Genomic DNA, 24,153 nt, shown 5'->3' on the forward strand with positions numbered 1-24,153 from the left:
TGGCGGGCCCGGGCCTCACGTCTCGTTCCGCGGATGCCCGCGTGCGATGCTCCGGAATCATGCGATCCATGGCATGAGTCCGTATCAACTTCCGTACAGGGGTCGCGTCGTGACCGATTCGAGGCGACTCTTGATGGTATGGCCACCCCGCCCTTACCGCCCCAGCCTCCCCGGCCGCCAGGAAACACGCCCCCTCCAGGAGGCGGTGGCTTCGGCCCGCCGCCCGGAGGCTACGAGCCGCCTACGGGCGGCTATGGTCCCCCTTCCGGTGGTTACGGTTACGGTCCTCCGCCACCCCCTGAACCTCCCGACGGTCCTGGAAGCCTTGGTGGGGGGCGCCGCCGCAACCCACTGTTCATCGTGCTGGCCGCGGTCGTGGCCGTCGGAGCCGTCGTCGCCGTGGTGCTGATGGCCGGCAGCGGCAACTCGCCTGACAAGAAGGGACCCACCGAGACCAGCAGCACGCGGGGTTCGCCCTCACCCTCGCTGAGCATTCCGTCCGAACTGCCCAGCAAACTCCCTTCGTCCCTGCCCTCGGAGCTGCCGAGCGGTCTGCGCAGCATCCTGCCGAGCGACCTGCAATCGCTCATCCCGACCCTTGCGGACGGCGCAGTGCCTTGAGCCGGTGACGTGACCGGCACGCGCGCGTGGCCGCCGTTGGTGGCTCACGCACGCGTGCCGTACGAAGAGAGTCCCGAGGTCAGATCCCGTGCGGCAGCCGCACGTACGTGACCGTCGTCTCGATGCCGCTGTCGACCAGACGGCCCTGTGCGTCGAACGCGCCCGCCCCGTCGGTCATCCCGAAGTCGTTGTCGTTGATGAGGGCGAGCGTGTCGTGGTCCACGCGCGCGATGCCTTCGATCTTGCCGGGCACCCCCGCCACCGTGCCCAGGTCCACGATCAGACGCTTGGCCGGCACCGGGACGCCGGAGGCCGCAGGGTCGTCAAGCTGTTCCAGGGAGGGCGACGTCGTGTCGGTGTCCCAGGGACCGCCGAGGATGTCCGCGCCCCGCGTGAGCTTCACCAGCTGCAACCGCGCCGCCTTGTCCGTGCGTTCCTCCACCAGCAGCCGGTCGTGGCCGACGGCCACCACGGAGGATATCTTCAGCTCGGAGGTGTCGTCCTCACTCGGGTCGACCACGTTTACCGGGTCGAAGCGGTACGCGTACTCGGCGGTGACGGCCCGCTTCTTCGGTGAGAAGCGCAGCAGCCGCGTCGTGCGCGAGGCGTCGCCCGCGTCGCCGTCGGGCAGGGACAGCGGACTCTGCACGGCCATCACCAGGTCGCCGCCCGGGAGCTGGGCGAGCCCCTCGAATCCGCGATTGATCTTCCGGTGCAGCAGGATGGCGGGCAACGCCTCGACCACCGGGTAGTCCGCGCCGGTCAGGTTCAGCCCCTTGGGCACATAGCGCGTGAGGACCTTTCCGCGGGCAGAGACATGGATGAGTGAGGGACTGTACTCGTCGGCGAGCCAGAAGCTGCCGTCCGCGGACCGCACGATGCCCTCGGTGTCCACCCCGTTCGGGTTGTACGTGAGCGGCGTCCGCGCGTCATAGGAGTACGGCGCCTCGTCTCGCCCCGCCTGGTCGGGCAGCCCGGTGACGGGCTCCCCGGCGGACGTGGTGATCGGGATCGCGTCGAGCACCTCGACGGTGTCACCGGACACTCCGATCTTCACGATCGCCGGGTCGAAACCGGGCACCGGGAACGTGCGGCGCTTCTTGCCGTCCACCTTGATCTGCCCGTTGGGCCCACGGTCGGTGACCGTCCAGAACTCGCCCTTGCGTCCGGCCGGGTAGATGTCGCTGCCGATCCCGCCGAGCTCCACACCCCGGTCGTCGTCCACCGTGCCGGGCAGCAGCGCGTTGCTGAACGTGCCCAGGGGTATGTCGCCGAGCGTTGCGGTGCGGGTCACCCGCGGCGACGGATCGGTGGACGCGGCGTCGGCCGACGGCGTGCGGGAACATCAAGCCTCCTGGGGCACAAGTTCGGTGACAGCGGCCAGAGTTGGCCGCCGCACCGAACGTCGTGCGACGCAAAGGTGAACGCAGGGGCGTCAACCGTTCGTCGGCTCGCCGCCCGGGTCTCCCTCCGCAGTGGCGAGGGCCGTGGCCGGATCCCCGGCCGGCGGTCCTGCGGGCGTCCAACGGCCCCGCTCCTTGCGGTACGGCCACCAGCGGCCGTCGTGCCCCAGGCGCAGCTGGGTCGAGGTACCGACCGCCGTCCAGCGGTTGTGCGCGACGCGTAGTCGCGGCCGCTCGTCCTCGTCCCAGGCCGACTCCAGGGCGGCACGCGCGCGTGCGAGTGCGTCCGCCTCCACGGTCCACTCGTCCTCGAGGACGGCCAGCGCGACCACACCCCCGTGGTGCCAGGCGTGTACGGCGAGCGCCAGTTCCTGCCGGTCACGCCCCGACCCGTTGGCCAACCGCTCAACGATCGCGCGCTCGGTGGTGGCCGCCGCGAGCCGGACCGCGTCCTGCCCGAGCGTCAACTCCGCCTCGGCCGCGTCCTGTCCATGACCGGGCCTGCGAGCCTCGGCGAGCAGCCGGTGCGCCTCGGCCGCCGCGGCGACGGCCAGGAACTCCATGGCGGACGGGTCGACGCCGGGCGCGGGCGCGGCCTCGGTGTCCAGGACGGGCGGGGGGCCGGGCTCTGCAGGCAGCGGTGGGATGGCGGGCAGGGGCGGCAGGATGTCCCCGGACGCGTAAGCCTCGACGGCGTCCACGCCTTCCTCAGCGGGGCCCGGCGCTTCCAGCGGACCCTGTGCGCTCGCGCTGCTGCGCAGCTGCAGCTCGTCCAGCAACATGCGCTCGGCGCGACCGCGCATCAGCAGCAGGGCGAACGGATCCTGGTCGAGCAGACGCGCCATCTGGTAGCAGAGCGCCGCGGTGTGCCCGCAGTGGTCCCAGGCCCCGCAGTCGCACTGGGCCTCCAAGTCACCCAGGCCCGGCAGCAGTTCGACTCCCGCGGCGGCCGCGTCCTCGAACAGGTGCGGCGGCATCTCACGGTCGAGCAGCGCCGCCACATGCCCGGCCCGCTCGACCGCCATGTCCAGGAACCGGTCCCACTGCTCCGCCGACAGCTCCTGAAGCAGCACGTCCGCGCGGTGTGTGGTGCGGTCGCGGTCCTGGATGACGGCCGTGATGCGCCCCGGACGCACCGACACGGCGCCCACCGCCCCCGCACGCGCGAGTCTGCGGCCCGTCTTCACCTGCTCCGCGTCCAGCGCCGCGTCCTCCAGCGCTTTCAGCCAGGACCGGCCCCACCATGTCTGCGCGAAGCCCCGCCCCTGCGTGGCCGGCAGCGCAGCGAACGTGCGCTCCTCGTTCCGGTCGGTCATCGTGTGCCCCCTCGAAGCTCCACCAGGTCGGCCAGTTCGGCATCGGTCAGCTCCGTGAGCGCCGCCTCGCCTGCCCCGAGGACCGCGTCGGCCAACCGCTGCTTGCGCCGCAGCATCTCGGCGATGCGGTCCTCGATGGTTCCCTCGGCGATCAGCCGGTGGACCTGCACGGGCCGGCTCTGCCCGATGCGGTACGCGCGGTCCGTGGCCTGTGCCTCGACGGCGGGGTTCCACCAGCGGTCGTAGTGCACGACATGCTCGGCCCGCGTCAGGTTCAGCCCTGTGCCCGCGGCCTTCAACGACAACAAGAAGACGGGGATTTCGCCGTTCTGGAAGCGCTCCACCATGGCCTCGCGCTCGTGGACGGGCGTCCCGCCGTGCAAGAACTGCGTCGGCACGCCGCGCGCCGCCAGATGGCGCTCGATGAGACGCGCCATCCGCACGTACTGCGTGAAGACCAGAACGCTCGCTCCCTCGGAGAGGATGGTGTCGAGCAGTTCGTCCAGCAGTTCCAGTTTCCCAGACCTGCCGGGGATCTTCGGCAGGTCCTCCTGGAGGAACTGCGCCGGGTGGTTGCAGATCTGCTTCAGCCCGGTGAGCAGCTTCACGATCAGACCGCGCCGCGCCATGCTGTCCGCGCCCGAGATCTCCGCGAGCGTCTCGCGCACCATCGCCTCGTACAGCCCCGTCTGCTCCTGGGTGAGCGACACGGCACGGTCGGTCTCGGTCTTCGGCGGCAACTCGGGCGCGATCCCGGGGTCCGACTTGCGGCGCCGCAGCAGGAACGGTCGTACGAGCTGGGCGAGCCGCTCGGCGGCCGCGGGATCCTGACCGCCCTCGACGGCCTGCGCGTACCGCGTTCGAAAGGCGCCGAGACTGCCGAGCAGGCCCGGCGTCGTCCAGTCGAGGATCGCCCACAGCTCCGAGAGACTGTTCTCCACCGGGGTGCCGGTGAGCGCCACGCGCGCGCGTGAGCCGATGGTGCGCAGGGCTCGTGCCGTCGCCGAGTAGGGGTTCTTCACATGCTGGGCCTCGTCCGCGACCACCATGCCCCACGCCACCTCGGCCAGCCGCGCCGAGTCGAGCCGCATCGTGCCGTACGTGGTGAGTGTGAACTCTCCGTCCGCCAGGCCTTCCAGACTGCGCCGCGAGCCATGGAAACGGCGCACGGGTGTGCCAGGCGCGAACTTCTCGATCTCGCGCTGCCAGTTGCCCATCAGAGAGGCCGGACAGACCACGAGAGTGGGGCCCGCGGCCGACGCGTCGGTCTGCCGGTGCAGATGCAGGGCGATCAGCGTGATCGTCTTGCCCAGGCCCATGTCGTCGGCCAGACAGCCGCCCAGTCCCAGCGAGGTCATCCGGGCCAGCCAGTTGAGGCCCCGCACCTGGTAGTCCCGCAGCGTCCCGGTGAGCGCGGCGGGCTGCCCGACCGGCTCCTGACCCTCCGGGTCCGAGAGCCGCTCCCGCAGCGTCGCCAGCCACCCCGTGGGCCGTACGTCGACCCTGCGGCCGTCGACCTCCGTCGAGCCCGTGAGAGCGGCGCTCAGCGCGCCGATGGGGGTGACCTTGCGGTCCTGCTGCGCCCGGGCGCGGCGCACCTCCTGAGGGTCGACGAGGACCCACTGGTTGCGCAGCCGCACCATCGGGCGGTTGGCCTCGGCGAGCCGGTCCAGCTCCTGTCGGGTGAGCTGCTGATCGCCCAGTGCGAACAACCAGTTGAAGGCGAGCAGCGCGTCCGCCGACAGGAAGGAAGGCATGTCCGACGCGCCGAGGTCCGGGCCCCGGTCGTCCGCTGCCTTGTCCGGACCCGGCTCGTCGTCCGGCGGGCCGATGACCGCGCGGGCGGTCAGCGTGCGCGCCAGTTCCTTGGGCCAGTGCACGTCGACGCCGGCGAACGCCAGCAGTCGGGCGCCCTCGCCGAGAAGTTCGGTGACTTCCTCGTCGGCGAGTTCGACGGTATCCGGCACCGTCGCCGAGAGCAACGGCGTGAGCGGGGGCCAGGCGCGGGCCGCGCGGCGCAGGGCCAGCAGAACGTCCATCCGTGCGCGTGGGCCGAAGGCCGCTGATCCGGCCCAGACGCTCGAGGCGTCCGCGACGAGGCCGGGATCGCTCACGCTGTGCACCTGCAGCACCCCGCGGAACGACAGCCGCGTCTCGTCCGCCACGACCGACGCCAACCCCGGGACCTCGATGCGCAGCGAGATACGTACGCCCGCGTCGTGCCCCGCGGCGACGTCGGCGGCCCAGGCGCGCTGCTCCGGGACGTGCTGCGGCTCCCGCGCCGCGAAGGCCGGACCTCCCGCGGCGAGCGACGCGGCGGGGGAGCGGGGCAGCGCATCCGCGACGGCGTCGAGAAAGGCGCGCAGCAGCCGCTCCGGGTCGGGCAGCCGCAGCGGCTCGGCACCGTCCACCGGCACGGCGTGCGCGTCCGGAGGCATTGCGGCGGCGAGTTCGCGGACCCGCTCCAGGTCGTCGGCGCGCAGCGGCCCCGCCCGCCACGCGTCGTGGTCACCGGCGGTCAGACCCGGCAGCAGCAGTCCGCGCGCGGCGAGTTGGAGGGCGAGCACGGCGGCTGCGCCCCAGAACGAAGTCGCCCGGTGGGCCTGTGCGGCGCCTCGCGTGCGCGTGAGAACCGGCAGTGCGGCGCGCACCGGGAGCAGGACGGCGGGTACCGTCACGAGCTCGACACCGCGGTCTCCGGGCAGCACGACGGTCAGCTCCTCGGCGGCGCCGGACGCCACCACCGGCGGGACGCCGCCGTCGGGCCGCCAGAAGGCGACGCTTCCGGCGCGGGACGGGTCGGCGGGCATGAACACGGCACAGCAATGGGCCAGTTCGGAGATCTCGGCGGGCGTTGCCGCAGGAATTCTCTGCACAGCGTTGGCGCATTCCTCAAATTTGACTACCGGGCTTCGGAGCCGCCGAGGATACAGCGCTGCGCGGGGCGGGGCGGGCATGTCCGGGCCGTGAGGTGGCTCACTTCATGCCAGGGGTGTACGTGTACCCCCCCTGGAGGCGCGGGGAAACCCCCGTACGGACACGGGTGGTGGCGCCATGGTCGCCGAGGGTTACTGATTCGTACGTTTCATCAGGTCGGCCCGTCCACTGAAAGACCGGAGACCCACCATGTCCCAGACCGCCGCAACCGTCGCGGAAAACCCTCCAGGGGCGAGCGTCGGGCAGACCCACGGAAGTGAATTCGCACCCCTCCTGCGCACCGTCAAGATCCAGGGACTGCTGGACCGGCGCCACGGCTGGTACGCGCGCACGATCACCCTGAACGCGCTGGCCCTGGCCGGTGTCGTGACGGGCGTCGTCCTGATCGGCGACTCATGGTGGGCCCTGCTCCTCGCCCCACTGCTCGCCGTGTTCTCGGCCCGCACTGCCTTCATAGGACACGACGCGGGCCACTCGCAGATCACCGGCAACAGGGCGGCCGGCCGCGTGATCGGCCTGATCCACGGCAACCTGCTCCTGGGAATGAGCTTTGCCTGGTGGAACGCCAAGCACAATCGTCACCACGCCAACCCCAACCACATCGACAAGGATCCCGACGTCGTCGCCGACATCCTGGTCTTCACTGGCGAGCAGGCCAAGGGCAGGGTCGGCTTCCGGCGCTGGCTCACCCGCAACCAGGCCTGGCTCTTCTTCCCGCTCACCCTCCTGGAAGGCGTCGCCCTGAAGATCCACGGCTTCCAGGACCTGCGCCGGCAGCCGCCGCGCGAGCGGGCGGCGGAGGCCCTGCTGCTGGTGACCCACGTCGTGGCGTACGCGACCATGCTGCTCACCTCCATGTCCCTTGGCAAGGCTCTCGCGTTCGCCGCGCTGCACCAGGCACTGTTCGGCCTGCACCTGGGCATGGCCTTCGCGCCCAATCACAAGGGCATGGAGATGCCCGACCCGGGCGGCGAGCGCTGGGGCCATCTGCACCGCCAGGTGCTCACCTCCCGCAACGTTCGTGGCGCCGCCCTGACCGACTGGTTCCTCGGCGGCCTCAACTATCAGATCGAGCACCACTTGTTCCCGAACATGCCCCGGCCTCACCTGAGCCTTGCCCAGCCGCTGGTGCGCGCACACTGCCGGGAATTGGGTATCCCATACGTGGAAACCGGGCTCGTCGACTCCTACCGGCAGGCCCTGCGCCACATGTACGAGGTCGGCGAGCCCCTCAGGACCGAGTAGCGACGGTGGGTCTCAGGGGTGAGTCGGGGGAGCGCCTCAGGGATGTCTCAGGGTCGCGCACTGGAACCGTGAGAGGCGCGGACCCGTTTTCAGGACAGAGAGCGGCACCAGCCGCGAAGGAGGCGACACATGTCGAAGAACGCGAAGATCGCCGCAGGAGGTGTGGCGGTCGGCCTCATCCTGCTGATCTGGCTGCCCTGGTGGGCCGCCTTCCTGATCGTGCTGGGAGTTCCGGCGGCCGCGTACCTGACGCTGGACCCCTCGCAGCGGCGCAGGCTGCGCCGTATCACACGCAAGGAGCTCGGCCGCTGAGGTGCTGCCTGACCCGGGTGCGTCCTCGCCAGCGCGAGGCGACCCCGTCGCCGCTCGCGGGCGTGCCGACGGCACGGTCCGCGGGCGGCCGCATGCCCCGCTCCAGCCCGGCGGTGACTGCCCCGGGCGTCGGGGCCGCCGCCGGGCGCGAAAATCCCTTGCGTGACGATCACCGGTTCGCGACGATGATCGGCATGATGGATCGAAAGGAGGCCCAGCGACTCCACGGTGAGCGCTGATGGCCCGATACGAGGCGTCCCCCACGCCACCCCGACAGCCCCAGACCCCGCCGGCTCCACTGACGCCCGCTTGGCTGAGGGCTCACTTCGACCCCCTGCCCTTCCCGGCACGTATGAGCGCCCTGGCGCGCTACGCCCGCACCCTCACCCCGCACGCCTACGCATCGCTCCACGGTGCACTCGACGCCGGTGACTCCGACGAACGGCACACGGCGCTGTTCCTGGCCGTCGCACGCCACGACCTCGACCGGGTGACCGAGGCCCTCGCCGACCCACTACTGAGCCGCCGCGCCCGCTCGGCCGCGCTTCGGCTCCCTGTCCCTGAACAGGCCCTGGAACGCCTCGCCTTGAGCGAGATCAGGGCGACGCGCCACGACACGTACCGACTTCTGAGGCTCAGCCACCGCCGGGCCCTCGCCGCCAAACTGCTGCCTCAAGTGTTCCAGCGTCATGGCGCCCAGGAAGCGGCTCGGCTGCTGTCCGCCTGCCCCGCGGAGACCGCCGCCGCATGGCTGCCCCGACTCAATGTGCCGCTTGGCGCGTTGACCACGCTGGCCCGCACGGCCCCCCGCGCGGTGGCGGAACATCTTAGCGCACTGGGGGAGGGACGGCCGTCAAGGGACGCGTACCGCTTCACCCGGCGCCACCGGGCCGTCGCCTCGGTCGCGGCACAACGCGACCCACGTGCGGCCCTGATCCTGCTGGAACGAGCACCCGGTCTGCTCACCCCGCGGGCAGTCCTCGCGGCACTCCACCTGCCCGGCGAAGCGGTCGCCGTACTGCGCGCCGCACAGCCCGGCAGCGACGGGTCGCCCCGGGAACTCCCCATCCCCGCAGGACCTTTGCCGCCTTCCCTGCGACGTGCTCTGCGTGGACTGCCCACCGAGGACCTCGTCGTACTCGCCGAACGCTGCGCGTCCACCGGCAGTCGCGCACGCGGCCCCGGTCGCCGCGAAGTGGCCCCCGACGGCCTGCTGCGGTTGTTGCCGCCCGTCGAACGGCGACGCGTCGTCGAGCGGCGCACCGTGGACCGGGGCCGGATGCGCAGCGCCGAGCTGACCGCGCTCGCCGCCCTCGAACCGGCGGATCGTACGGCCCTGCTCGCCCCTTGGCTGGAGAAGCACAGGCGGCCCTCCTGGTCGACGGCACGGGTGGCCGCGGCTCTGCCCCTCGCGCAGGGCGAGCCCCTCCTGCGTGAACTCGCCGCCAACCACCGTATCCACCACCGCGTCCAGGCCTGGCCGGCCCTGCTGACGTGCGCGGAACTCGAAGGAGACCCCGCCCAGTTCGCACGGGTCGCCGTCGACTGCGAGCGGGCCTGGCACGACCAGGACGCGGTGCGCGGAGCCACCCTCGATCAACTCGCGGGGGCCGCGCCCCGCCTGCTCGCGGCACTTCCCGAACGCGTCCTGCGCGACGCCGTCCTCACCACGGTCCAGGCGCGGGACTCCACCGCCCCCACCCTGTCCGCCGGCGAACGGCTGCTGCGCCGCGTCGTGGAGCGCGCCGCGACCACCGGCCGACACGAACGGGCGGCGTTCGCCGTTGAATTGCTCGGTCAGATCCTCTCCACAGCACGGCATACCGGCCCGGTGGCACCCTTGCATGTCGACGAGGAGACGGCCCGGGCCATCTGGTCCGTCCTGTCACCCAAGGCGTCGGCGCGCCCCGAACTGAGCACGACCGCCGCCGAACTCCTCGGCCGTCATCTCGCCGCGCTCCCTGACCTCGACGCACAGGCGCGTCGGACCGCGATCGAGGACGACGACCCGGAACTGGCGGCCTGTGCTGCCGCGGCGTGGGTGCGGCCACCGCGCTCACGCGAACAGCGCTGCGACCACGACACGGCGATGGGCGCACTCCTCATCGACCCGGACACGCGCCTCTGACCGTGGCCGCGCCACGGGAATCCGACGCGGCGCGGCCCCTCAGCTGGGGCGTACGGCCATTTTGTCGAGGGCCTCCAGGAGACCGGGCAGTTCGGGCCCGCGGCGGACGGGCATGACCTCTCCGGGCTCCTCGTCCAGGAGGACGAACGCGATGTCGTCGGTCCGGGCGACCATGGACCAGCCTGGGCCGTCGGCGCGCAGAGTCCGGGCGTCGCCGGAGGCGAAGGCCGAGCGGACGCGGCCCAGCGGCGGTGGCGTGTCCACGTAGGACCGCGCCTCCTCGAGCACCCGGCGGACACTGCTGCGCGGCTCGCCGCCGCTCCCGGTCCCCTCCCCGGGGGCGTCCTCGGACCGAGCCACATCGTCCGGTCTGACGAAGTCGCCGTCGTCGACCTGTTCCCGCCAGATCGCCCACTGCAGGGCGATCTCGTCAGCACCGAGGCGCCGTTGGGCCGGTCCCCAGACGGTGGTGTCCGGTGGAGTGAGCGGGGGCCGCTCCGCGAGCTCGGGCGCGGGGTCGTGCGGGGCCGGCACTCCGGGGGCCGACACGGCGACATCGAGGGGCCAGCCGGGCAGCGCGGAGACGACCGTACGCTCGTCGGGCGACAGCTCGTGCTCCATGCCGCAGTCCCAGGACGCGATGGCGACGGCGACCAGCGAGACGTCGTCGATGACGACCGTCCACCGCGCACCGTCGCCGTCCTGGCCGAGCACGAGACCGTACCCGTCGGCCAGGGGCGCCAGGTCGAGCGCCGCGCAGGCCTCCGGGTAGTCGTCTCCCAGCACGCTGGGGAACTTCGCGGGCGTCAGCAGCGCCGCCGTCAGCACAAGCAGCGCGTCGTCGTCCCCGGTGGCGACGGCGCCATCGTCCGTCCCGGCCATCCCAGCCTCCCGATCGCTACGTTCGTCGGCGCACCATAATGCGATCGGACGGCGGTTGTCACGGCCCCGAAACACACGCGGAGCTGCAGTTACCCGGCCGGACAGGGGCGAAACGACCTGCCATGGCCCTCGGCGGTCAGACCGTGGGCAGACCGAGCAGTGTCCGCGCCACCGTCCGGGGCGATTCGCCGCGCTCCCGCGCCAGGGCGATGACGGCCCGGCAGGCCAGCTCGTTCACCCCGAACGACAGCGCCTCGGGCGACACCCAGGCCGCGGCCTCGTCGATCTGCTCCTGATCGTCCTCCGCGCGCGCCGACACATACGCCGCGGCCGCCTCGAAAAGATTGTGTGCACGTTTCTCGGGTGGCCGCTTCACGGGCCGCTGTGTCCCGGCCCCTTCGGCGGCTATCCGGTGCCATATCTTGCGGAGTCTGCCGAACATGCCGGCCATCGGGCCACCTTCCTCCTACGCGGTTGCCATCGCTGATCGTTCATGTGCTGCTACTCAACGTAGAGTTGAAGCTTCGGCGGCAGAAGGGGGACGGCCCGGTGAAGCGCTACCAGCAGCCGCTCGCACTCCTTAGGCGCGCCTCGACGCCCGCGCTGACTCACCGGCCACTCCTGTCGAGTGAGTCGATCGTGTCCCGCAGCCAGGAGAGCTCGGCCCTGCTCGTCGCCCGTGCGATGACCAGGATGCCCCGCCGGAAGGGATCGCCCAGTTCCTCGGCACGCAGCGGCCGGTCGCCTTCGTAGAAGAAGCTCGCGGGTTCCTCCAGGAAGGCGAGCCGACGCCGCAGCACCGCGGCCTGCGCTGCCGGGTCGTCCAGGTGTCGGAGGAAGGCGAGCACCGTGAACCAGCGGTTCTCGTCGGTGATGTCGCGCTGTACGGGTTCCGCGAGCCGACGGCGCAGCTCGCGTCCGCCCTCCTCGGTGAGCGTCAGGACATGACGAGGGGCGGCTACGGAGCCGGGCTGCGTTGCCCGCGCCAGCAGCTCCGCCTTCTCCAGCCTCTTGATCGCGGGATACAGCGTGCTCTCCGCGACGGGCTTCACGTGTCCGGTCAGCGCGGCGATGCGCTTGCGCAGCTCGTAGCCGTGCAATGGGGCGTCGTACAGAAAACCGAGGATGGCCAGCTCCAGCATGCCCGACATTCTGCCGCACGCACGCTGTACATCACACACTCTATACATCGGGCTCTCTATACATCGAGTACGAGGTATTCTCCCTAAGGCGTGGGAAACGATGAAACGGCACCAAAAGGAGAGCGATGAAGCAGGTCGAGTTCGATGGCGAGGGAAGCCACATCCGTTGGACGGAGGCCACGGGCGCCGAACCGGCCCGGGTGTACATACACGGCCTGGGGTCGGTCTCGACGGTCTACCACGCCCACATCGCGGCCCGGCCCGAACTGGCGGGCCGTCGCACTCTGTTCGTCGACCTGCCCGGTCACGGCATCAGCGACCGGCCTGCGGACTTCGGTTACACCCTGGAGGACCACGCGGACGCCCTCGCCGTCGCGCTGGACGAGGCCCGTGTCGGGGCGGCGGAGCTCGTCGCGCACAGCATGGGCGGAGCAGTGGCCATCGTGCTGGCCCACCGGCGCCCCGAACTCGTGTCCAGGCTGGTCCTCGCGGAGGCGAACCTCGATCCGCACCCTCCGGTCACGGCGGGCAGCAGTGGAATCGCCTCGTACACGGAGGAGGAGTATGTCGAGAACGGCGGCCACGCGCGCGTGACTCGACAAGATCGCCCCCTCCTGGGCGGCCACCATGCGACTCGCCGACCCGCGCGCCCTGCACCGCACCGCGACCGGCCTCGTGCGCGGCACGACCCCGACGATGCGCCATCTACTCGAAGAACTGACGGTGGAACGCGTCTACCTCCAGGGGGAGCTGAGCGGCGAACTGGCCGGCAGGGAGGAGCTGGAGGCCGCCGGTGTGCGCGTGGTGACCGTGCCCGGCGCGGGGCACAACGTCATGTTCGACAACCCCGATGTCTTTGCGGCGGAGATCGTCGGAACGGTCTGAGGCCGCAGCGAACGGTCTGATGCCTCAGCGCCGTCGTGCGGCCAGGGCCAGGAAGCGGGCGTCCTCGTCCACATACGACGTCATGTCCCAGCCCGAGCCGGCCAGCAGGGGGCGAAGGTTGGCCTCCGCCCGAAGATCGTCGGGTGTGATCCGGCGACCCTGGCGCGCCGCGAGCGCCGCCCGGCCGATGGGGTGGAACAGCGCCAGCGTGCCACCTGGTCGCACCACCCGTGCCAACTCCCGCAGATTCTCGGCGGGGTGGGGCAGATGTGCGATCAGGCCCGCCCCGAACACGGCGTCCAACGACTCGGTGCGCAACGGCAGCCCGGCGACGTCGGCGAGCAGCAACTGCCCCTCGCGGTCCCGACCGGCCCGTACGGCGGCCGCAAGCATCGCCGGGGTCAGATCGGCCCCGATGACCACTCCGGAGGGCCCCACGGCCGCCCGTAGCGGCGGCAGGGCCCGCCCGGTGCCGCAGCCCGCGTCGAGCACACGGTCCCCCTCGCGCAGGCCGAGTTCGGCGACCGCGGCCGCGTAGGCCGGCCCGTCGTCGGGGAACCGGGTGTCCCAGTCGGCCGCGCGCGCGGTGAAGAATTCCTGGACGTGTGTGTGGTCGTCGCTCATGTTCCGCATGATCCCTCACTGACACGAAGTACGACGCAGTGCACACGTTCGAGCGTGACGCGATCATTCAGGTACCTCTCTGTGTCATATTGCAACACCTTTCGAAATGCGCCCTCTTTGTGCGCCCCTGACCGGACTACCGTCCCTGGGCCATGGGACACCTGGACCACGCCGCCTTCGGCTGGCTGACCCCCGTGCTGTCGTACGTGATGGCCTGTATAGGCGCCGCCCTGGGGCTGCGCTGCACGGTCCGCGCGCTCGGCGCCACCGGGCGTTCGCGCCGCAACTGGCTCCTCACCGCGGCCTCCGCGATCAGTACCGGCATCTGGACGATGCATTTCGTGGCGATGCTGGGCTTCAGCGTCAGCGGCACGGAAATGCGCTACAACGTGCCACTGACCATCCTCAGCCTGCTCGTCGCCATGGTCGTGGTCGGCGCGGGCGTCTTCGCCGTCGGCTACGGCCGCGACCGGGGCCGCGCGCTCGTCCTCGGCGGACTCACCACGGGGCTCGGCGTCGCGAGCATGCACTACCTGGGCATGGCTGCGCTGCGGCTGCACGGCGCCGTGCGCTACGACCCGGTGCTCGTCGGGCTCTCCGTCGTGATCGCCGTGGTCGCGGCGACCGCGGCCCTGTGGGCGGCACTGAACATCAAGTCGCCCGTCGCGGTCGCCGTCGCCTCGCTTGTCATGGGAGGGGCCGTGAGCAGCATGCACTACACCGGAATGATGGCGGTGAGCGTGCGCGTCAACCCCTCCGGCGAGGCCCTTCCCGGGGCCACGGCGATGCAGTTCGTCTTCCCCCTCGCCGTCGGCCTCGGGTCCTATCTCTTCCTGACCTCGGCGTTCGTCGCGCTGTCCCCGACGGCCGGCGAGCGCGAGGCATCCGCATCGGCCCAGCGGCCGGTCGAGAGCGTCGCCCGCTAGTTGCGGACCCGGAGCCACAACGGCCCGGGGGACACGCCCCGAACCATCCCGAGCGAGGAGGCCATGCGTACACCCCGTAGGACCCCCACGGCCGGCGCCGAGCCGCCGTCCCAGCCCCCCGTGCGCGGTCGCCGCGCACACGCGGGCCCGCCCGCCGACGAGAACGGCGACCCCGAGGAGGACGTCACGGGGCCGCCGCCGGAGGCGCCCACGCGCGCGGGACGCTGGCATCTGCGCCCCCGCACCGTGCGAGCCAAGATCGTCTGTCTGCTGATGGTGCCGGTCGTCTCCCTGCTCGCCCTATGGGCGTACGCCACGGTGAGCACCGCCCAGGACGTCGCGAGGCTGCGGCAGCTGCAGCGCGTGGACTCCACGGTCCGCGCCCCGGTCGACGCCGCCGTCGCCGCGCTTCAGACCGAACGCGCGGCCGCCGTCCGTTACGCGACCGACCCCGCCTCCGAGCAGAAGAGCGACCTCAAGACGCTGGCGGAGCGCACCGACCGCGCGGTGGCGAAGCTGCGGCTGGGCGATCACCACACCGTCGCCGACGGCGCCGACCTGCCCGCCGGAGTGGCCGGGCGACTCGACGCCTTCGTCACCGGAGCCGAGCAGCTGCGGACCCTGCGCACCGCCGTACTGGACCGCCGTACCCGTTGGGACGAGGCGTACGGGCGGTACACCAGGACCATTTCGGCGGCCTTCGCGGTGGGCGGCGCGCTCACCGGCATCCAGGACGCCGACCTGGGTTCCGACGCGCGCGTACTCCTCGAATTCTCCCGGGCGGGGGAGGCCCTCGCACAAGAGGACACGGTGCTGTCCGGCGCCCGGCTCGCCCGCACCCTCGACGGTGAGCGACTGCGGCTGTTCACCGGGGCGGTCGACACCCGCCGCACCCTGACCGACGCCGCCGTCGCGGATCTGCGCGGGCCCGAACAGGCATCCTGGCACGACCTTGTGGCAGGGAGCGCGTACACCGACGTACGCGCCGTGGAGGACAAGGTGCTCGCGTCCAGGCCCGGCGGCAATGCCATCGGCGCCGCGCCGGAAGCCGACTGGAACACCGCCCACGCGCGCGTGCAGGACGCCATGCGCACCATCGAGGCGAAGGCGGGCCGCGGTGTCGCGGACCGGGCCGACCCCTTGACCCGCGGTCTGCTGACACCCGCCGGCGCCGCAGTCGTGTTCGGTCTCGCTGCCGTCGCCGCCTCGCTCGTCATCTCCGTACGCATCGGACGCGGCCTTGTCGTCGAGTTGGTGAGTCTGCGCAACAGCGCCCTCGAGATCGCCCGGCGCAAACTCCCCGAGGCCATGCGCAAACTGCGCGCGGGAGAGGAGATCGACGTCCGAGCCGAGGCCCCGCCCGGACCGCCCTCGGAGGACGAGACCGGACAGGTCGCGGAGGCCCTGGGTACAGTGCACCGCGCCGCCCTGCGCGCCGCCGTCGAACGCGCGGAGCTCGCCAGCGGAATCTCCGGGGTCTTCGTCAACCTCGCCCGACGCAGCCAGGTTCTCGTGCACCGTCAACTGAGCCTCCTGGACAGCATGGAGCGACGGTCCGAGGACCCGAACGAGCTGAGTGACCTCTTCCGGCTCGACCACCTCACCACGCGGATGCGGCGCCACGCGGAGAGCCTGATCATCCTCTCCGGCGCGGCACCCGGCCGGGCTTGGCGCATGCCGGTGTCGCTGACGAACGTGGTCCGCGCGGCCGTGTCCGAAGTCGAGGACTACGCGCGCGTGGAGGTACGCCAGCTTCCCGAGGCATCCGTTGTCGGTGCCGCGGTGGCCGACCTCACGCACCTCCTGGCGGAAATCGTTGAGAACGCCGCCCAGTTCTCGCCGCCCCACACTCGTGTCCGGATCACCGGCGAGCCGGTCGGCAACGGTTACGCCGTGGAGGTCGAGGACCGTGGGCTCGGCATGGGCAAGGAGACGCTCGACGAGGCCAATCGGCGCATCGAACAGTCCGAGGCGCTCGACCTGTTCGACAGCGACCGTCTCGGTCTCTTCGTGGTCAGCAGGCTCGCGGCCAGGCACGGCATCAAAGTGCACTTGCGGACCTCGCCCTACGGCGGCACCACCGCCGTCGTCCTGCTGCCCACCGCGCTGCTGCACGGAGGCGCTGCGCAACGCTCCCCCCGCAAGCCCGACGACGCAAGGCCCGCTGAACGCGAACGCGAGTACGCGCGCGTGTCGGCCGCCCCGGAGCACGATTCCGTCCAGGCACCCGCCGAGCGGCCCGCACTTGTGCCTCCCCTGCAGACCAGTGCGGAAACCCCCGTGAACGGCTCGCTCGAATCCTCTGTGAACCGCTTTCCAGAATCTCCCGCGAACGGCTCGGCCGAAACCCCGCCTCCTGGAGTCACCACCTTGCGGCTGCACCGTCCTTCGGACGACTCCGAAGGGTCCGACGACCTCCCACGGCGCGTACGGCAGGCGAGCCTCGCACCTCAACTGCGTGCACAGCGACCCGAGGAGTCGGCCCAAGCGGTGGCCCCCCACAGCGATGCCGAACGAACCCCCGAACTCGTACGGGACCGTATGGCGGCCTACCGCGACGGCTGGGCGCGCGGCGGCGGCACTACACCCGGTTTCGGCGCCGCCCCAGACCCAGATGCGGGCAGCGACAGCAGCGAAGGAGACCCCGCATGATCCAGGACCCGAGCATGAGCGCCGCCCAGCGATCCGGCGAACTCGACTGGCTGCTGGACGACTTGGTGCTTCGCGTCGCCGAGGTGCGGCACGCGGTGGTGCTGTCCAACGACGGACTCGCGGTGGGCGCCTCCACCGGCCTCAGGCGCGAGGACGCCGAACACCTGGCGGCCGTCGCCTCCGGCTTCCACAGCCTGGCCAAGGGCGCCGGACGCCACTTCGGCGCCGGGGGCGTACGCCAGACGATGGTGGAGATGGACGACGGCTTTCTGTTCGTGGCGGCAGCGGGCGACGGCTCGTGCCTCGCCGTCCTCACCGCCGTCACGGCCGACATCGGCTTGGTGGCGTACGAGATGGCGCGTCTGGTCAAACGCGTCGGCGAGCACCTCTACACGCCGCCGCGCGCCGCTGCGCAGCCGCCCGCCGCCGGATGACCGGGGGCGGGCGGCGCAGATGACCGAGGACATGCCGGGCAGCCAGTGGTACGACAACGAGGCGGGGCCGCTCGTCCGCCCCTACGCGATGACGGGCGGCCGGACCAAACCGGGCCCCACCGGGGTGCGTTTCGACCTGATCGCTCTGGTCACCCTCGACAAGGGCGCGCCCGGATTCGAGGACGACACCTCGCTCGGACCGGAACACCGGGCCCTCATCGACCTGTGCCGTATCGAGACACAATCCGTGGCCGAACTCGCGGCGGGCGCGGACCTCCCGGTGGGCGTGGTCAGAGTGCTCCTCGGCGACCTGCTGGAACTGGGCTGCGTCACGGTCAGCCGCCCGGTGCCGCCCGCGCAACTGCCCGACGAGCGGATCCTCCGCGAGGTGATCGAGGGACTGAGGGCGCTCTAGATGAACTACTCCCGAGAGAAGTGATCGATGGTCTCCGAGAACTCCGATGCCTCGGATGGCGAGACGGCCGCCCTGGCATTGAAGATACTGGTCGCCGGCGGGTTCGGCGTGGGAAAGACCACCCTGGTGGGCGCGGTCAGCGAGATCAGGCCGCTGCGCACCGAGGAACTGCTGAGCGAGGCGGGGCAGTCGGTGGACGACACCGACGGCGTGGACCAGAAGGTCACGACGACCGTCGCCATGGACTTCGGACGCATCACCATCCGCTCCGGCCTCTCCCTCTACCTCTTCGGCACACCGGGCCAGGACCGGTTCTGGTTCCTGTGGGACGAGCTGTCACAGGGGGCGCTCGGCGCCGTCGTCCTCGCGGACACCCGCAGGCTCGAGGACTGTTTTCCCGCGGTGGACTACTTCGAGCACCGGCACATCCCGTTCGTGGTGGCCGTCAATTGTTTCGTGGGCGCCCGCACCTACGGCGCCCAGGACGTGTCCCGCGCCCTCGACCTCGACCGTGGTACGCCCGTGGTGCTCTGCGACGCCCGGGACCGTGACTCCGGGAAGGAGGTACTGATCCGGCTCGTCGAGTACGCCGGGCGGGTGCACACCGCCCGGCTGCTCGACTCCGTCGGATGAGGCCACGGAGAAATTGACCGAGGCCGCTGAGGGGCAGCCTGAGGCGGATGAGAAATCGGCTGAGGCCGCCGGGAAAAAGGTCTAGTCCGTCATCGCGGCGTAGGCCACGACCTTCTCGATCCTCACGCGCACGAGGAGCTCCCCCGGGACGCCGTTGCGCTTCCCGAACTCCTCGGCGCGTTCCTCGCCCATGTAACGGGCGCCGATCCGAGCGGCCCAGTGACGCATCTCGTCCAGATCCTCCGACAGTGCGGCCCGACCCTCCAGCACCACGAAGTCGAACGGCGGCCGGTCGTCGTCCACGCAGAGGGCGACTCGGCCGTCGCGGGCCAGATTCCGTCCCTTGACGCTCTCCTTTGCCGTGTTGAAGACCATGTCGTCGCCGTCCAGCAGAAACCAGATCGGCGCCACATGCGGACTTCCATCGGCCCGGACGGTCGACAGCTTTCCGGTGCGGGTGCCGTGCGAGACGAAGGCCCGCCATTGCTCATCGGTCATCTTCTGTGCCATGCCCCCATCCTCCTTGCTCGGACGACGGCCGTGGGGAAGGCTGGCTGGTCGGATCCTCCGGCCGGGGGAGCGACAACACGGGGAGAAGAACCATGGCGCAGAACACGGGACTCGGCTGGCTGCTGGACGACCTGACCGAGCGCGTGGAACACGTGAGACACGCGCTGGTGCTGTCCAACGACGGGTTGGTGACGGGCGCGAGCACGGGACTTCGGCGCGAGGACGCCGAACATCTCGCGGCGGTCTCATCGGGTCTGCACAGCCTGGCCAAGGGCTCCGGCCGGCACTTCGGCGCGGGCCACGTGCGGCAGACCATGATCGAGTTCGACGACGCGGTGCTCTTCGTCACCGCGGCGGGCACCGGCAGTTGTCTCTGTGTCCTCAGCGCGGCGGAGGCCGACATCGGCCAGGTCGCCTACGAGATGACTCTGCTCGTGAACCGTGTCGGCGAACACCTCGGCGTGGATGCGCGCCAGCCGGAACGCTCACCCACCATAGACATGTGACCTGCGGATACGCCGTCGCGGTCGGAGTTATCCACAGGCCCGCCACGAGATCCGCCGAACCGGCTACGGTTTTTCTCGAAGCAAGCGCACGCCAGCGCGAGCACCTCACTCCACGGGGGAGAACTGTCATGTCCGGCCACACCATTACGCAGTCCGCCGCCACGCGGTCCGCCACGTCGTCGCTCAGCCGCGCCGCGCGAGAACTGGAGCTCAGGCGCGGCGAGTTCGACCTGGCCCTGCACCTCGGATGTGTCCGTACCATCCCCGACGAGGGAGGAGGTGGACGCCGCGTCACTCGCGCGGAGATCGACCGCGTTCGCTCCGAGGACGGATTCCCCGAGGCGTTGCGAGAGCGCGTCAAGGCCGTCGGCACCACGGAGGGCGCCGCCCTCATGGGGGTGACGACCGCCAGGTTCACGCGCTTCGCGCGCCTGGGTCTGGTGGTGCCCGTGAAGTTCTATCTGAACCGCTACCGGGCGGTGGTCTGGCTCTATCTGGCCGAGGAACTGCGCCAGTTCGCGGCCGACGAGCAGAACGCTCCGGTGCTGAGGGGCCGCACACCCGAGGAACTCCGCGACCAGTTGGAGACCGGACTGGACCTCCGCCCCCGCAACTGGCGGGGGCGTCACATGGGATTCCTGCTGCGGCAGACCGAGGACCCGTGGGCGCAAGCCGCGGTCGTGGCATCCCTGTTCGATCCCGTTCAGGTGGCGGAGATCGTCAGGGACCCGTACGAGCGGGCCTATCTGAACCGCTTCCGGCCCGAGCAAGCCTCCCACGGCGCGCCGGACTCTCCCGCCGCGCACCTCGTCGCGCGGATCATGACGGCCGAGGATCCCGACGAGATCAGCTGGCTCCGGGCCGACTTGGGCCAGGCGGTCGCACAGGCCCGAGAGCTTCGGCCTGCGCCCCGCCCCAGGCCGAAGGCCTCACCGACGCTGGTCTCACAGTTGGCTGCCGCAGCTTCGGAGGTTTCGCGGCCCGGGGAAGCCGCCCTCGACGACCGGCCCCCGACCGCGGAGCCCGAGCGGCCACGGAGGCTGCTCGGGTGGCTGCGCCGCAGAAACCCATGACAGGCCGACCCTTGTGCCTACGGCGGCCCTGAAGAGCCCTTCCCGGGAAGGTCGGGCACTTCCCTACAGCGCCCGGAAAAGCCCCTCCTGGACGACTGAGACGAGCAGACGTCCCCGCAGGTCGTAGATGCGCCCGCGGGCCAGCCCACGTCCGCCCGTCGCGATCGGGGACTCCTGGTCGTAGAGGAACCACTCGTCCGCGCGGAACGGCCGGTGGAACCACATCGCGTGATCCAGCGAGGCCATGTCGAACCCGCGCGGACCCCAGAGCGGTTCCACCGGGATGCGGACGGCGTCCAGGAGGGTCATGTCGCTCGCGTACGTGAGGGCGCAGGTGTGCACGAGCGGGTCGTCGCCCAGCGGCCCGACCGCACGCATCCACACCGCGCTGCGCGGCTCCGCGTCCTTTATTTCCTCGGGGGTCCAGCGCAGCCGGTCCACATACCGGATGTCGAACGGCTGGCGCCGGGCCATGCGCTGCAACGACTCGGGAAGCGCGCCCAGATGCTCCGTGATCTCCTGCGACACGTTCGGCAGCGTTTCCGGATGCGGGATCTCGCGAGCCGGCGGCAGCTGGTGCTCGAAGCTCCCATCCTCAGGCTTGTGAAAGGAGGCGGTCAGATTGAAGATCGTGCGGCCTTGCTGCACGGCGGTGACGCGACGGGTGGTGAACGACAGTCCGTCCCGGACCCGTTCGACCTGGTACACGATCGGCACGCCCGGCCGGCCCGGGCGCAGGAAGTACGCGTGCAGCGAGTGCACCGGCCGGTCACCGTCCGTGGTGCGCCCGGCGGCGACCAGGGCCTGGCCCGCCACCTGGCCGCCGAATACCCGCTGCAGTGATTCGTCCGGGCTGCGGCCACGGAAGATGTTGACCTCGATCTGCTCCAGGTCGAGCAGGTCGACGAGTCTCTCGGCTGGGTTCGTCATGGGTGGGATTCTCCTGTGCTCACAGCTGGCCGACGGCGGTGACCTTGACGACAGCGCGGCTTTCCGCGTCGGAGGCCGCGAGGTCGACCTCCGCGCTGATACCCCAGTCGTGGTCGCCATTCGGGTCGGCGAAGGTCTGACGGACGCGCCACAGGCCGTTCTGCGGCTCCTCCACGATCGACAGCAGCTTGGGGCCACGGGCGTCGGGGCCGGTGCCGAGGTCCTCGTACTCGTCCCAGTACTTGTCCATCGCCTCGCCCCAGGCATCGGCGTCCCAGCCGGAGTCGGCGTCCATCTCGCCGAGCTCGTCGACGTTGTCGAGCGCGGCGAGCTCGACGCGGCGGAACATCGCGTTGCGGACGAGGACACGGAAGGCGCGCGCGTTCGACGTGACCGGCTTGACCTGGTCCGCCTTCTCCTGTGCCTCCTCGGCCGTCATCTCCTCGGGGTTGGCGAGCTGCTCCCACTCGTCGAGGAGGCTGGAGTCGACCTGGCGCACCATCTCGCCCAGCCAGGCGATCAGATCCTCGAGATCCTCCGACTTGAGGTCGTCCGGGATGGTGTGATCAAGCGTCTTGTAGGCACTCGCCAGGTAGCGCAGGACGATGCCCTCAGTGCGGGCGAGCTCGTAGAAGGAGACGAACTCCGTGAAAGACATGGCCCGTTCGTACATGTCACGGATGACGGACTTCGGCGACAGCGGATGGTCGCCGACCCACGGATGGCTCTTGCGGTAGGTGTTGTAGGCGTGGAAGAGCAGCTCCTCCAGCGGCTTGGGGTACGACACGTCCTGGAGCCGCTCCATGCGCTCCTCGTACTCGACACCGTCCGCCTTCATCGCGGCCACGGCCTCGCCGCGTGCCTTGTTCTGCTGGGCCGCGAGGATCTGCCGCGGGTCGTCCAGCGTGGACTCCACGACGGACACCATGTCCAGGGCGTACGAAGGGGACTCGGGGTCCAGGAGCTCGAACGAGGCGAGCGCGAAGGTCGACAGCGGCTGGTTGAGCGCGAAGTCCTGCTGCAGATCGACAGTGAGGCGCACGATACGGCCGGTGGCGTCCGGCTCGTCGAGCTTCTCGACGATGCCGCCGTCGAGGAGCGAGCGGTAGATCGCGATCGCCCGCCGGATGTGCCGCAGCTGCTGCTTGCGCGGCTCGTGGTTGTCCTCCAGGAGATGTCGCATCGCCTCGAAGGCGTTCCCGGGCCGGGCGATCACCGACAGGAGCATGGTGTGGGTGACCCGGAAGCGAGAGGTGAGCGGCTCGGGCTCGGAGGCGATGAGCTTCTCGAAGGTGTTGTCCGTCCAGCCGACGAAGCCCTCAGGAGCCTTCTTGCGCACCACCTTGCGGCGCTTCTTCGGGTCGTCGCCCGCCTTCGCGAGCGCCTTCTCGTTCTCGATGACGTGCTCGGGCGCCTGCGCCACGACGAAGCCCGCCGTGTCGAAACCGGCGCGCCCGGCGCGGCCGGCGATCTGGTGGAACTCGCGCGCCCGGAGCGTCCGCACCCGGTTGCCGTCGTACTTCGTCAGCGCCGTGAACAGCACTGTGCGGATGGGGACGTTGACGCCGACACCGAGGGTGTCCGTGCCGCAGATGACCTTCAGCAGACCGGCCTGGGCCAGTTTCTCCACCAGCCGCCGGTACTTGGGCAGCATGCCCGCGTGGTGCACGCCGATGCCGTGGCGTACGTAGCGGGAAAGGTTCTGGCCGAACTTGGTGGTGAAGCGGAAGTTGCCGATCAGCTCCGCGATCTGGTCCTTCTCCTCACGCGTGCACATGTTGATGCTCATCAGCGCCTGCGCCCGCTCCACGGCCTGCGCCTGGGTGAAGTGCACGATGTAGACGGGGGCCTGCTTGGTCGCGAGCAGCTCGGTGAGCGTCTCCGTCAGCGGAGTGAGTACGTACTCGTAGGAGAGGGGCACGGGCCGGGTCGCCGAGCGGACCACCGAGGTGGGGCGGCCGGTGCGCCGGGTGAGGTCCTTCTCGAACATCGAGACATCGCCGAGCGTCGCCGACATCAGGATGAACTGCGCCTGCGGCAGTTCCAGGATCGGGATCTGCCACGCCCAGCCGCGGTCGGCCTCCGCGTAGAAGTGGAACTCGTCCATGACGACCTGGCCGACGTCGGCGTGCTTGCCGTCCCGCAGCGCGATGGACGCCAGCACCTCGGCGGTGCAGCAGATGACGGGGGCGTCGGCGTTCACGGAGGCGTCGCCCGTCAGCATGCCGACGTTCTCGGTGCCGAAGATCTTGCACAGCTCGAAGAACTTCTCCGAGACGAGCGCCTTGATCGGCGCCGTGTAGAAGGTGACCTCGTCGCGGGCGAGCGCCGCGAAGTGCGCACCCGCGGCGATCATGCTCTTGCCCGAGCCGGTGGGCGTCGAGACGATCACGTTCGCACCCGAGACCACCTCGATCAGCGCCTCCTCCTGGTGGGGATAGAGCGTGAGACCGCGTTCCTGAGCCCACGACTCGAAGGCTTCGTAGAGGGCGTCGGGATCTGCGGTCTGTGGCAGCTGATCGATAAGGGTCACGCCCCCATCTTGCCTGTCAACCCGCTCGATGGGGGAATCGGATGCT

Annotated in this window: 21 protein-coding genes and 2 pseudogenes; 13 read left to right on the plus strand and 10 right to left on the minus strand. The window is 70.7% G+C overall.

The annotated features are described in order from the left end of the window. Positions 1 to 360 precede the first annotated feature (360 nt). A complete protein-coding gene (locus tag OG747_RS42350; protein ID WP_405884643.1) occupies positions 361 to 621 on the plus strand; it encodes a hypothetical protein in 261 nt (86 codons plus the stop codon). Between the two features lie 79 nt (positions 622 to 700). Here the strand turns inward: OG747_RS42350 and OG747_RS42355 are convergent. From OG747_RS42355 to OG747_RS42365, 3 genes and pseudogenes are all read right to left on the minus strand, one after another. Beyond that, positions 701 to 1,918: pseudogene (locus tag OG747_RS42355) on the minus strand (esterase-like activity of phytase family protein); the annotation flags it as partial. Between the two features lie 138 nt (positions 1,919 to 2,056). Next, complete coding sequence (locus tag OG747_RS42360; RefSeq protein ID WP_405884644.1) at positions 2,057 to 3,340, minus strand: SWF or SNF family helicase; 1,284 nt, start codon at positions 3,338 to 3,340, stop codon at positions 2,057 to 2,059. Then, positions 3,337 to 6,216: an SNF2-related protein gene (locus OG747_RS42365; protein ID WP_405884645.1), complete on the minus strand. Its 2,880-nt coding sequence runs from the start codon at positions 6,214 to 6,216 to the stop codon at positions 3,337 to 3,339. The genes OG747_RS42360 and OG747_RS42365 overlap by 4 nt, the downstream gene beginning before the upstream one ends. A gap of 250 nt (positions 6,217 to 6,466) precedes the next feature. On the opposite strand from OG747_RS42365, the gene OG747_RS42370 reads away from it, so the two are divergent. The 3 genes from OG747_RS42370 (at position 6,467) to OG747_RS42380 (ending at position 9,962) form a co-directional block, all read left to right on the plus strand. Continuing rightward, entirely contained in the window at positions 6,467 to 7,522 is a 1,056-nt protein-coding gene (locus tag OG747_RS42370) for a fatty acid desaturase family protein (protein ID WP_405884646.1), read from the plus strand. A 129-nt stretch (positions 7,523 to 7,651) separates the two neighbouring features. After that, a complete protein-coding gene (locus OG747_RS42375; RefSeq protein ID WP_405884647.1) occupies positions 7,652 to 7,834 on the plus strand; it encodes a hypothetical protein in 183 nt (60 codons plus the stop codon). A gap of 352 nt (positions 7,835 to 8,186) precedes the next feature. Then, positions 8,187 to 9,962 carry a hypothetical protein gene (locus OG747_RS42380; protein ID WP_405884648.1) on the plus strand — a complete coding sequence of 592 codons (1,776 nt, stop codon included), beginning with the start codon at positions 8,187 to 8,189 and terminating at the stop codon, positions 9,960 to 9,962. A 39-nt stretch (positions 9,963 to 10,001) separates the two neighbouring features. Here the strand turns inward: OG747_RS42380 and OG747_RS42385 are convergent, their stop codons facing one another. The 3 genes from OG747_RS42385 to OG747_RS42395 form a co-directional block, all read right to left on the minus strand. After that, the gene (locus tag OG747_RS42385) at positions 10,002 to 10,844 is read right to left on the minus strand and encodes a hypothetical protein (protein ID WP_405884649.1); all 843 of its coding nucleotides are present in this window, start codon (positions 10,842 to 10,844) and stop codon (positions 10,002 to 10,004) included. A gap of 136 nt (positions 10,845 to 10,980) precedes the next feature. Beyond that, complete coding sequence (locus OG747_RS42390) at positions 10,981 to 11,286, minus strand: hypothetical protein (protein ID WP_405885984.1); 306 nt, start codon at positions 11,284 to 11,286, stop codon at positions 10,981 to 10,983. Positions 11,287 to 11,452: 166 nt separating this feature from the next. Further along, entirely contained in the window at positions 11,453 to 11,986 is a 534-nt protein-coding gene (locus tag OG747_RS42395) for a PadR family transcriptional regulator (protein ID WP_405884650.1), read from the minus strand. Between the two features lie 125 nt (positions 11,987 to 12,111). Between OG747_RS42395 and OG747_RS42400 the strand changes: the two are divergent. After that, positions 12,112 to 12,603, plus strand: a pseudogene (locus OG747_RS42400) (alpha/beta fold hydrolase); the annotation flags it as partial. 10 nt (positions 12,604 to 12,613) lie between these two features. Then, complete coding sequence (locus OG747_RS42405) at positions 12,614 to 12,871, plus strand: alpha/beta fold hydrolase (protein WP_405886123.1); 258 nt, start codon at positions 12,614 to 12,616, stop codon at positions 12,869 to 12,871. A gap of 24 nt (positions 12,872 to 12,895) precedes the next feature. Here OG747_RS42405 and OG747_RS42410 read toward each other — a convergent pair whose 3' ends face one another. Then, the gene (locus tag OG747_RS42410; RefSeq protein WP_405884651.1) at positions 12,896 to 13,495 is read right to left on the minus strand and encodes a class I SAM-dependent methyltransferase; all 600 of its coding nucleotides are present in this window, start codon (positions 13,493 to 13,495) and stop codon (positions 12,896 to 12,898) included. 152 nt (positions 13,496 to 13,647) lie between these two features. Here OG747_RS42410 and OG747_RS42415 point away from each other — a divergent pair, with 152 nt between their 5' ends. The 5 genes from OG747_RS42415 to OG747_RS42435 all read left to right on the plus strand — a co-directional run bounded on the left by OG747_RS42415 (position 13,648) and on the right by OG747_RS42435 (position 18,555). Then, positions 13,648 to 14,421 carry an MHYT domain-containing protein gene (locus OG747_RS42415; RefSeq protein WP_405884652.1) on the plus strand — a complete coding sequence of 258 codons (774 nt, stop codon included), beginning with the start codon at positions 13,648 to 13,650 and terminating at the stop codon, positions 14,419 to 14,421. A 63-nt stretch (positions 14,422 to 14,484) separates the two neighbouring features. Continuing rightward, complete coding sequence (locus tag OG747_RS42420; RefSeq protein WP_405884653.1) at positions 14,485 to 17,073, plus strand: nitrate- and nitrite sensing domain-containing protein; 2,589 nt, start codon at positions 14,485 to 14,487, stop codon at positions 17,071 to 17,073. Beyond that, complete coding sequence (locus tag OG747_RS42425; RefSeq protein WP_405884654.1) at positions 17,070 to 17,507, plus strand: roadblock/LC7 domain-containing protein; 438 nt, start codon at positions 17,070 to 17,072, stop codon at positions 17,505 to 17,507. Before OG747_RS42420 ends, OG747_RS42425 begins: the two co-directional genes overlap by 4 nt. Positions 17,508 to 17,526: 19 nt before the next feature. Next, positions 17,527 to 17,922 carry a DUF742 domain-containing protein gene (locus OG747_RS42430; protein ID WP_405884655.1) on the plus strand — a complete coding sequence of 132 codons (396 nt, stop codon included), beginning with the start codon at positions 17,527 to 17,529 and terminating at the stop codon, positions 17,920 to 17,922. A 27-nt stretch (positions 17,923 to 17,949) separates the two neighbouring features. After that, entirely contained in the window at positions 17,950 to 18,555 is a 606-nt protein-coding gene (locus tag OG747_RS42435) for a GTP-binding protein (RefSeq protein WP_405884656.1), read from the plus strand. 81 nt (positions 18,556 to 18,636) lie between these two features. On the opposite strand, the gene OG747_RS42440 is transcribed toward OG747_RS42435, so the two are convergent. Continuing rightward, complete coding sequence (locus OG747_RS42440) at positions 18,637 to 19,065, minus strand: PPOX class F420-dependent oxidoreductase (protein ID WP_405884657.1); 429 nt, start codon at positions 19,063 to 19,065, stop codon at positions 18,637 to 18,639. A gap of 92 nt (positions 19,066 to 19,157) precedes the next feature. Here OG747_RS42440 and OG747_RS42445 point away from each other — a divergent pair, with 92 nt between their 5' ends. Further along, on the plus strand, positions 19,158 to 19,571 hold the full coding sequence (locus OG747_RS42445; protein ID WP_405884659.1) for a roadblock/LC7 domain-containing protein: 414 nt from the start codon (positions 19,158 to 19,160) through the stop codon (positions 19,569 to 19,571). A 128-nt stretch (positions 19,572 to 19,699) separates the two neighbouring features. Beyond that, positions 19,700 to 20,644 (plus strand): DUF6397 family protein, encoded by a 945-nt coding sequence (locus tag OG747_RS42450; protein ID WP_405884660.1) that lies wholly within the window; start codon positions 19,700 to 19,702, stop codon positions 20,642 to 20,644. A gap of 63 nt (positions 20,645 to 20,707) precedes the next feature. On the opposite strand, the gene OG747_RS42455 is transcribed toward OG747_RS42450, so the two are convergent. Then, on the minus strand, positions 20,708 to 21,574 hold the full coding sequence (locus OG747_RS42455) for an acyl-CoA thioesterase (RefSeq protein ID WP_405884661.1): 867 nt from the start codon (positions 21,572 to 21,574) through the stop codon (positions 20,708 to 20,710). A 19-nt stretch (positions 21,575 to 21,593) separates the two neighbouring features. Further along, a complete protein-coding gene (locus OG747_RS42460) occupies positions 21,594 to 24,107 on the minus strand; it encodes a DEAD/DEAH box helicase (RefSeq protein ID WP_405884662.1) in 2,514 nt (837 codons plus the stop codon). Positions 24,108 to 24,153: the final 46 nt, after the last annotated feature.

Origin of the sequence: Streptomyces sp. NBC_01384, assembly GCF_045040035.1 — a bacterium.
Taxonomy (GTDB): Bacteria; Actinomycetota; Actinomycetes; order Streptomycetales; family Streptomycetaceae; genus Streptomyces.

Coding starts and splice junctions, on each gene's coding strand:
- OG747_RS42360 (WP_405884644.1), bottom strand. CDS start 3,340: ATGACCGACCGGAACGAGGAGCGCACGTTCGCTGCGCTGCCGGCCACG.
- OG747_RS42370 (WP_405884646.1), top strand. CDS start 6,467: ATGTCCCAGACCGCCGCAACCGTCGCGGAAAACCCTCCAGGGGCGAGC.
- OG747_RS42375 (WP_405884647.1), top strand. CDS start 7,652: ATGTCGAAGAACGCGAAGATCGCCGCAGGAGGTGTGGCGGTCGGCCTC.
- OG747_RS42380 (WP_405884648.1), top strand. CDS start 8,187: ATGAGCGCCCTGGCGCGCTACGCCCGCACCCTCACCCCGCACGCCTAC.
- OG747_RS42385 (WP_405884649.1), bottom strand. CDS start 10,844: ATGGCCGGGACGGACGATGGCGCCGTCGCCACCGGGGACGACGACGCG.
- OG747_RS42390 (WP_405885984.1), bottom strand. CDS start 11,286: ATGTTCGGCAGACTCCGCAAGATATGGCACCGGATAGCCGCCGAAGGG.
- OG747_RS42395 (WP_405884650.1), bottom strand. CDS start 11,986: ATGCTGGAGCTGGCCATCCTCGGTTTTCTGTACGACGCCCCATTGCAC.
- OG747_RS42405 (WP_405886123.1), top strand. CDS start 12,614: ATGCGACTCGCCGACCCGCGCGCCCTGCACCGCACCGCGACCGGCCTC.
- OG747_RS42410 (WP_405884651.1), bottom strand. CDS start 13,495: ATGAGCGACGACCACACACACGTCCAGGAATTCTTCACCGCGCGCGCG.
- OG747_RS42415 (WP_405884652.1), top strand. CDS start 13,648: ATGGGACACCTGGACCACGCCGCCTTCGGCTGGCTGACCCCCGTGCTG.
- OG747_RS42420 (WP_405884653.1), top strand. CDS start 14,485: ATGCGTACACCCCGTAGGACCCCCACGGCCGGCGCCGAGCCGCCGTCC.
- OG747_RS42425 (WP_405884654.1), top strand. CDS start 17,070: ATGATCCAGGACCCGAGCATGAGCGCCGCCCAGCGATCCGGCGAACTC.
- OG747_RS42430 (WP_405884655.1), top strand. CDS start 17,527: ATGACCGAGGACATGCCGGGCAGCCAGTGGTACGACAACGAGGCGGGG.
- OG747_RS42435 (WP_405884656.1), top strand. CDS start 17,950: ATGGTCTCCGAGAACTCCGATGCCTCGGATGGCGAGACGGCCGCCCTG.
- OG747_RS42440 (WP_405884657.1), bottom strand. CDS start 19,065: ATGGCACAGAAGATGACCGATGAGCAATGGCGGGCCTTCGTCTCGCAC.
- OG747_RS42445 (WP_405884659.1), top strand. CDS start 19,158: ATGGCGCAGAACACGGGACTCGGCTGGCTGCTGGACGACCTGACCGAG.
- OG747_RS42450 (WP_405884660.1), top strand. CDS start 19,700: ATGTCCGGCCACACCATTACGCAGTCCGCCGCCACGCGGTCCGCCACG.
- OG747_RS42455 (WP_405884661.1), bottom strand. CDS start 21,574: ATGACGAACCCAGCCGAGAGACTCGTCGACCTGCTCGACCTGGAGCAG.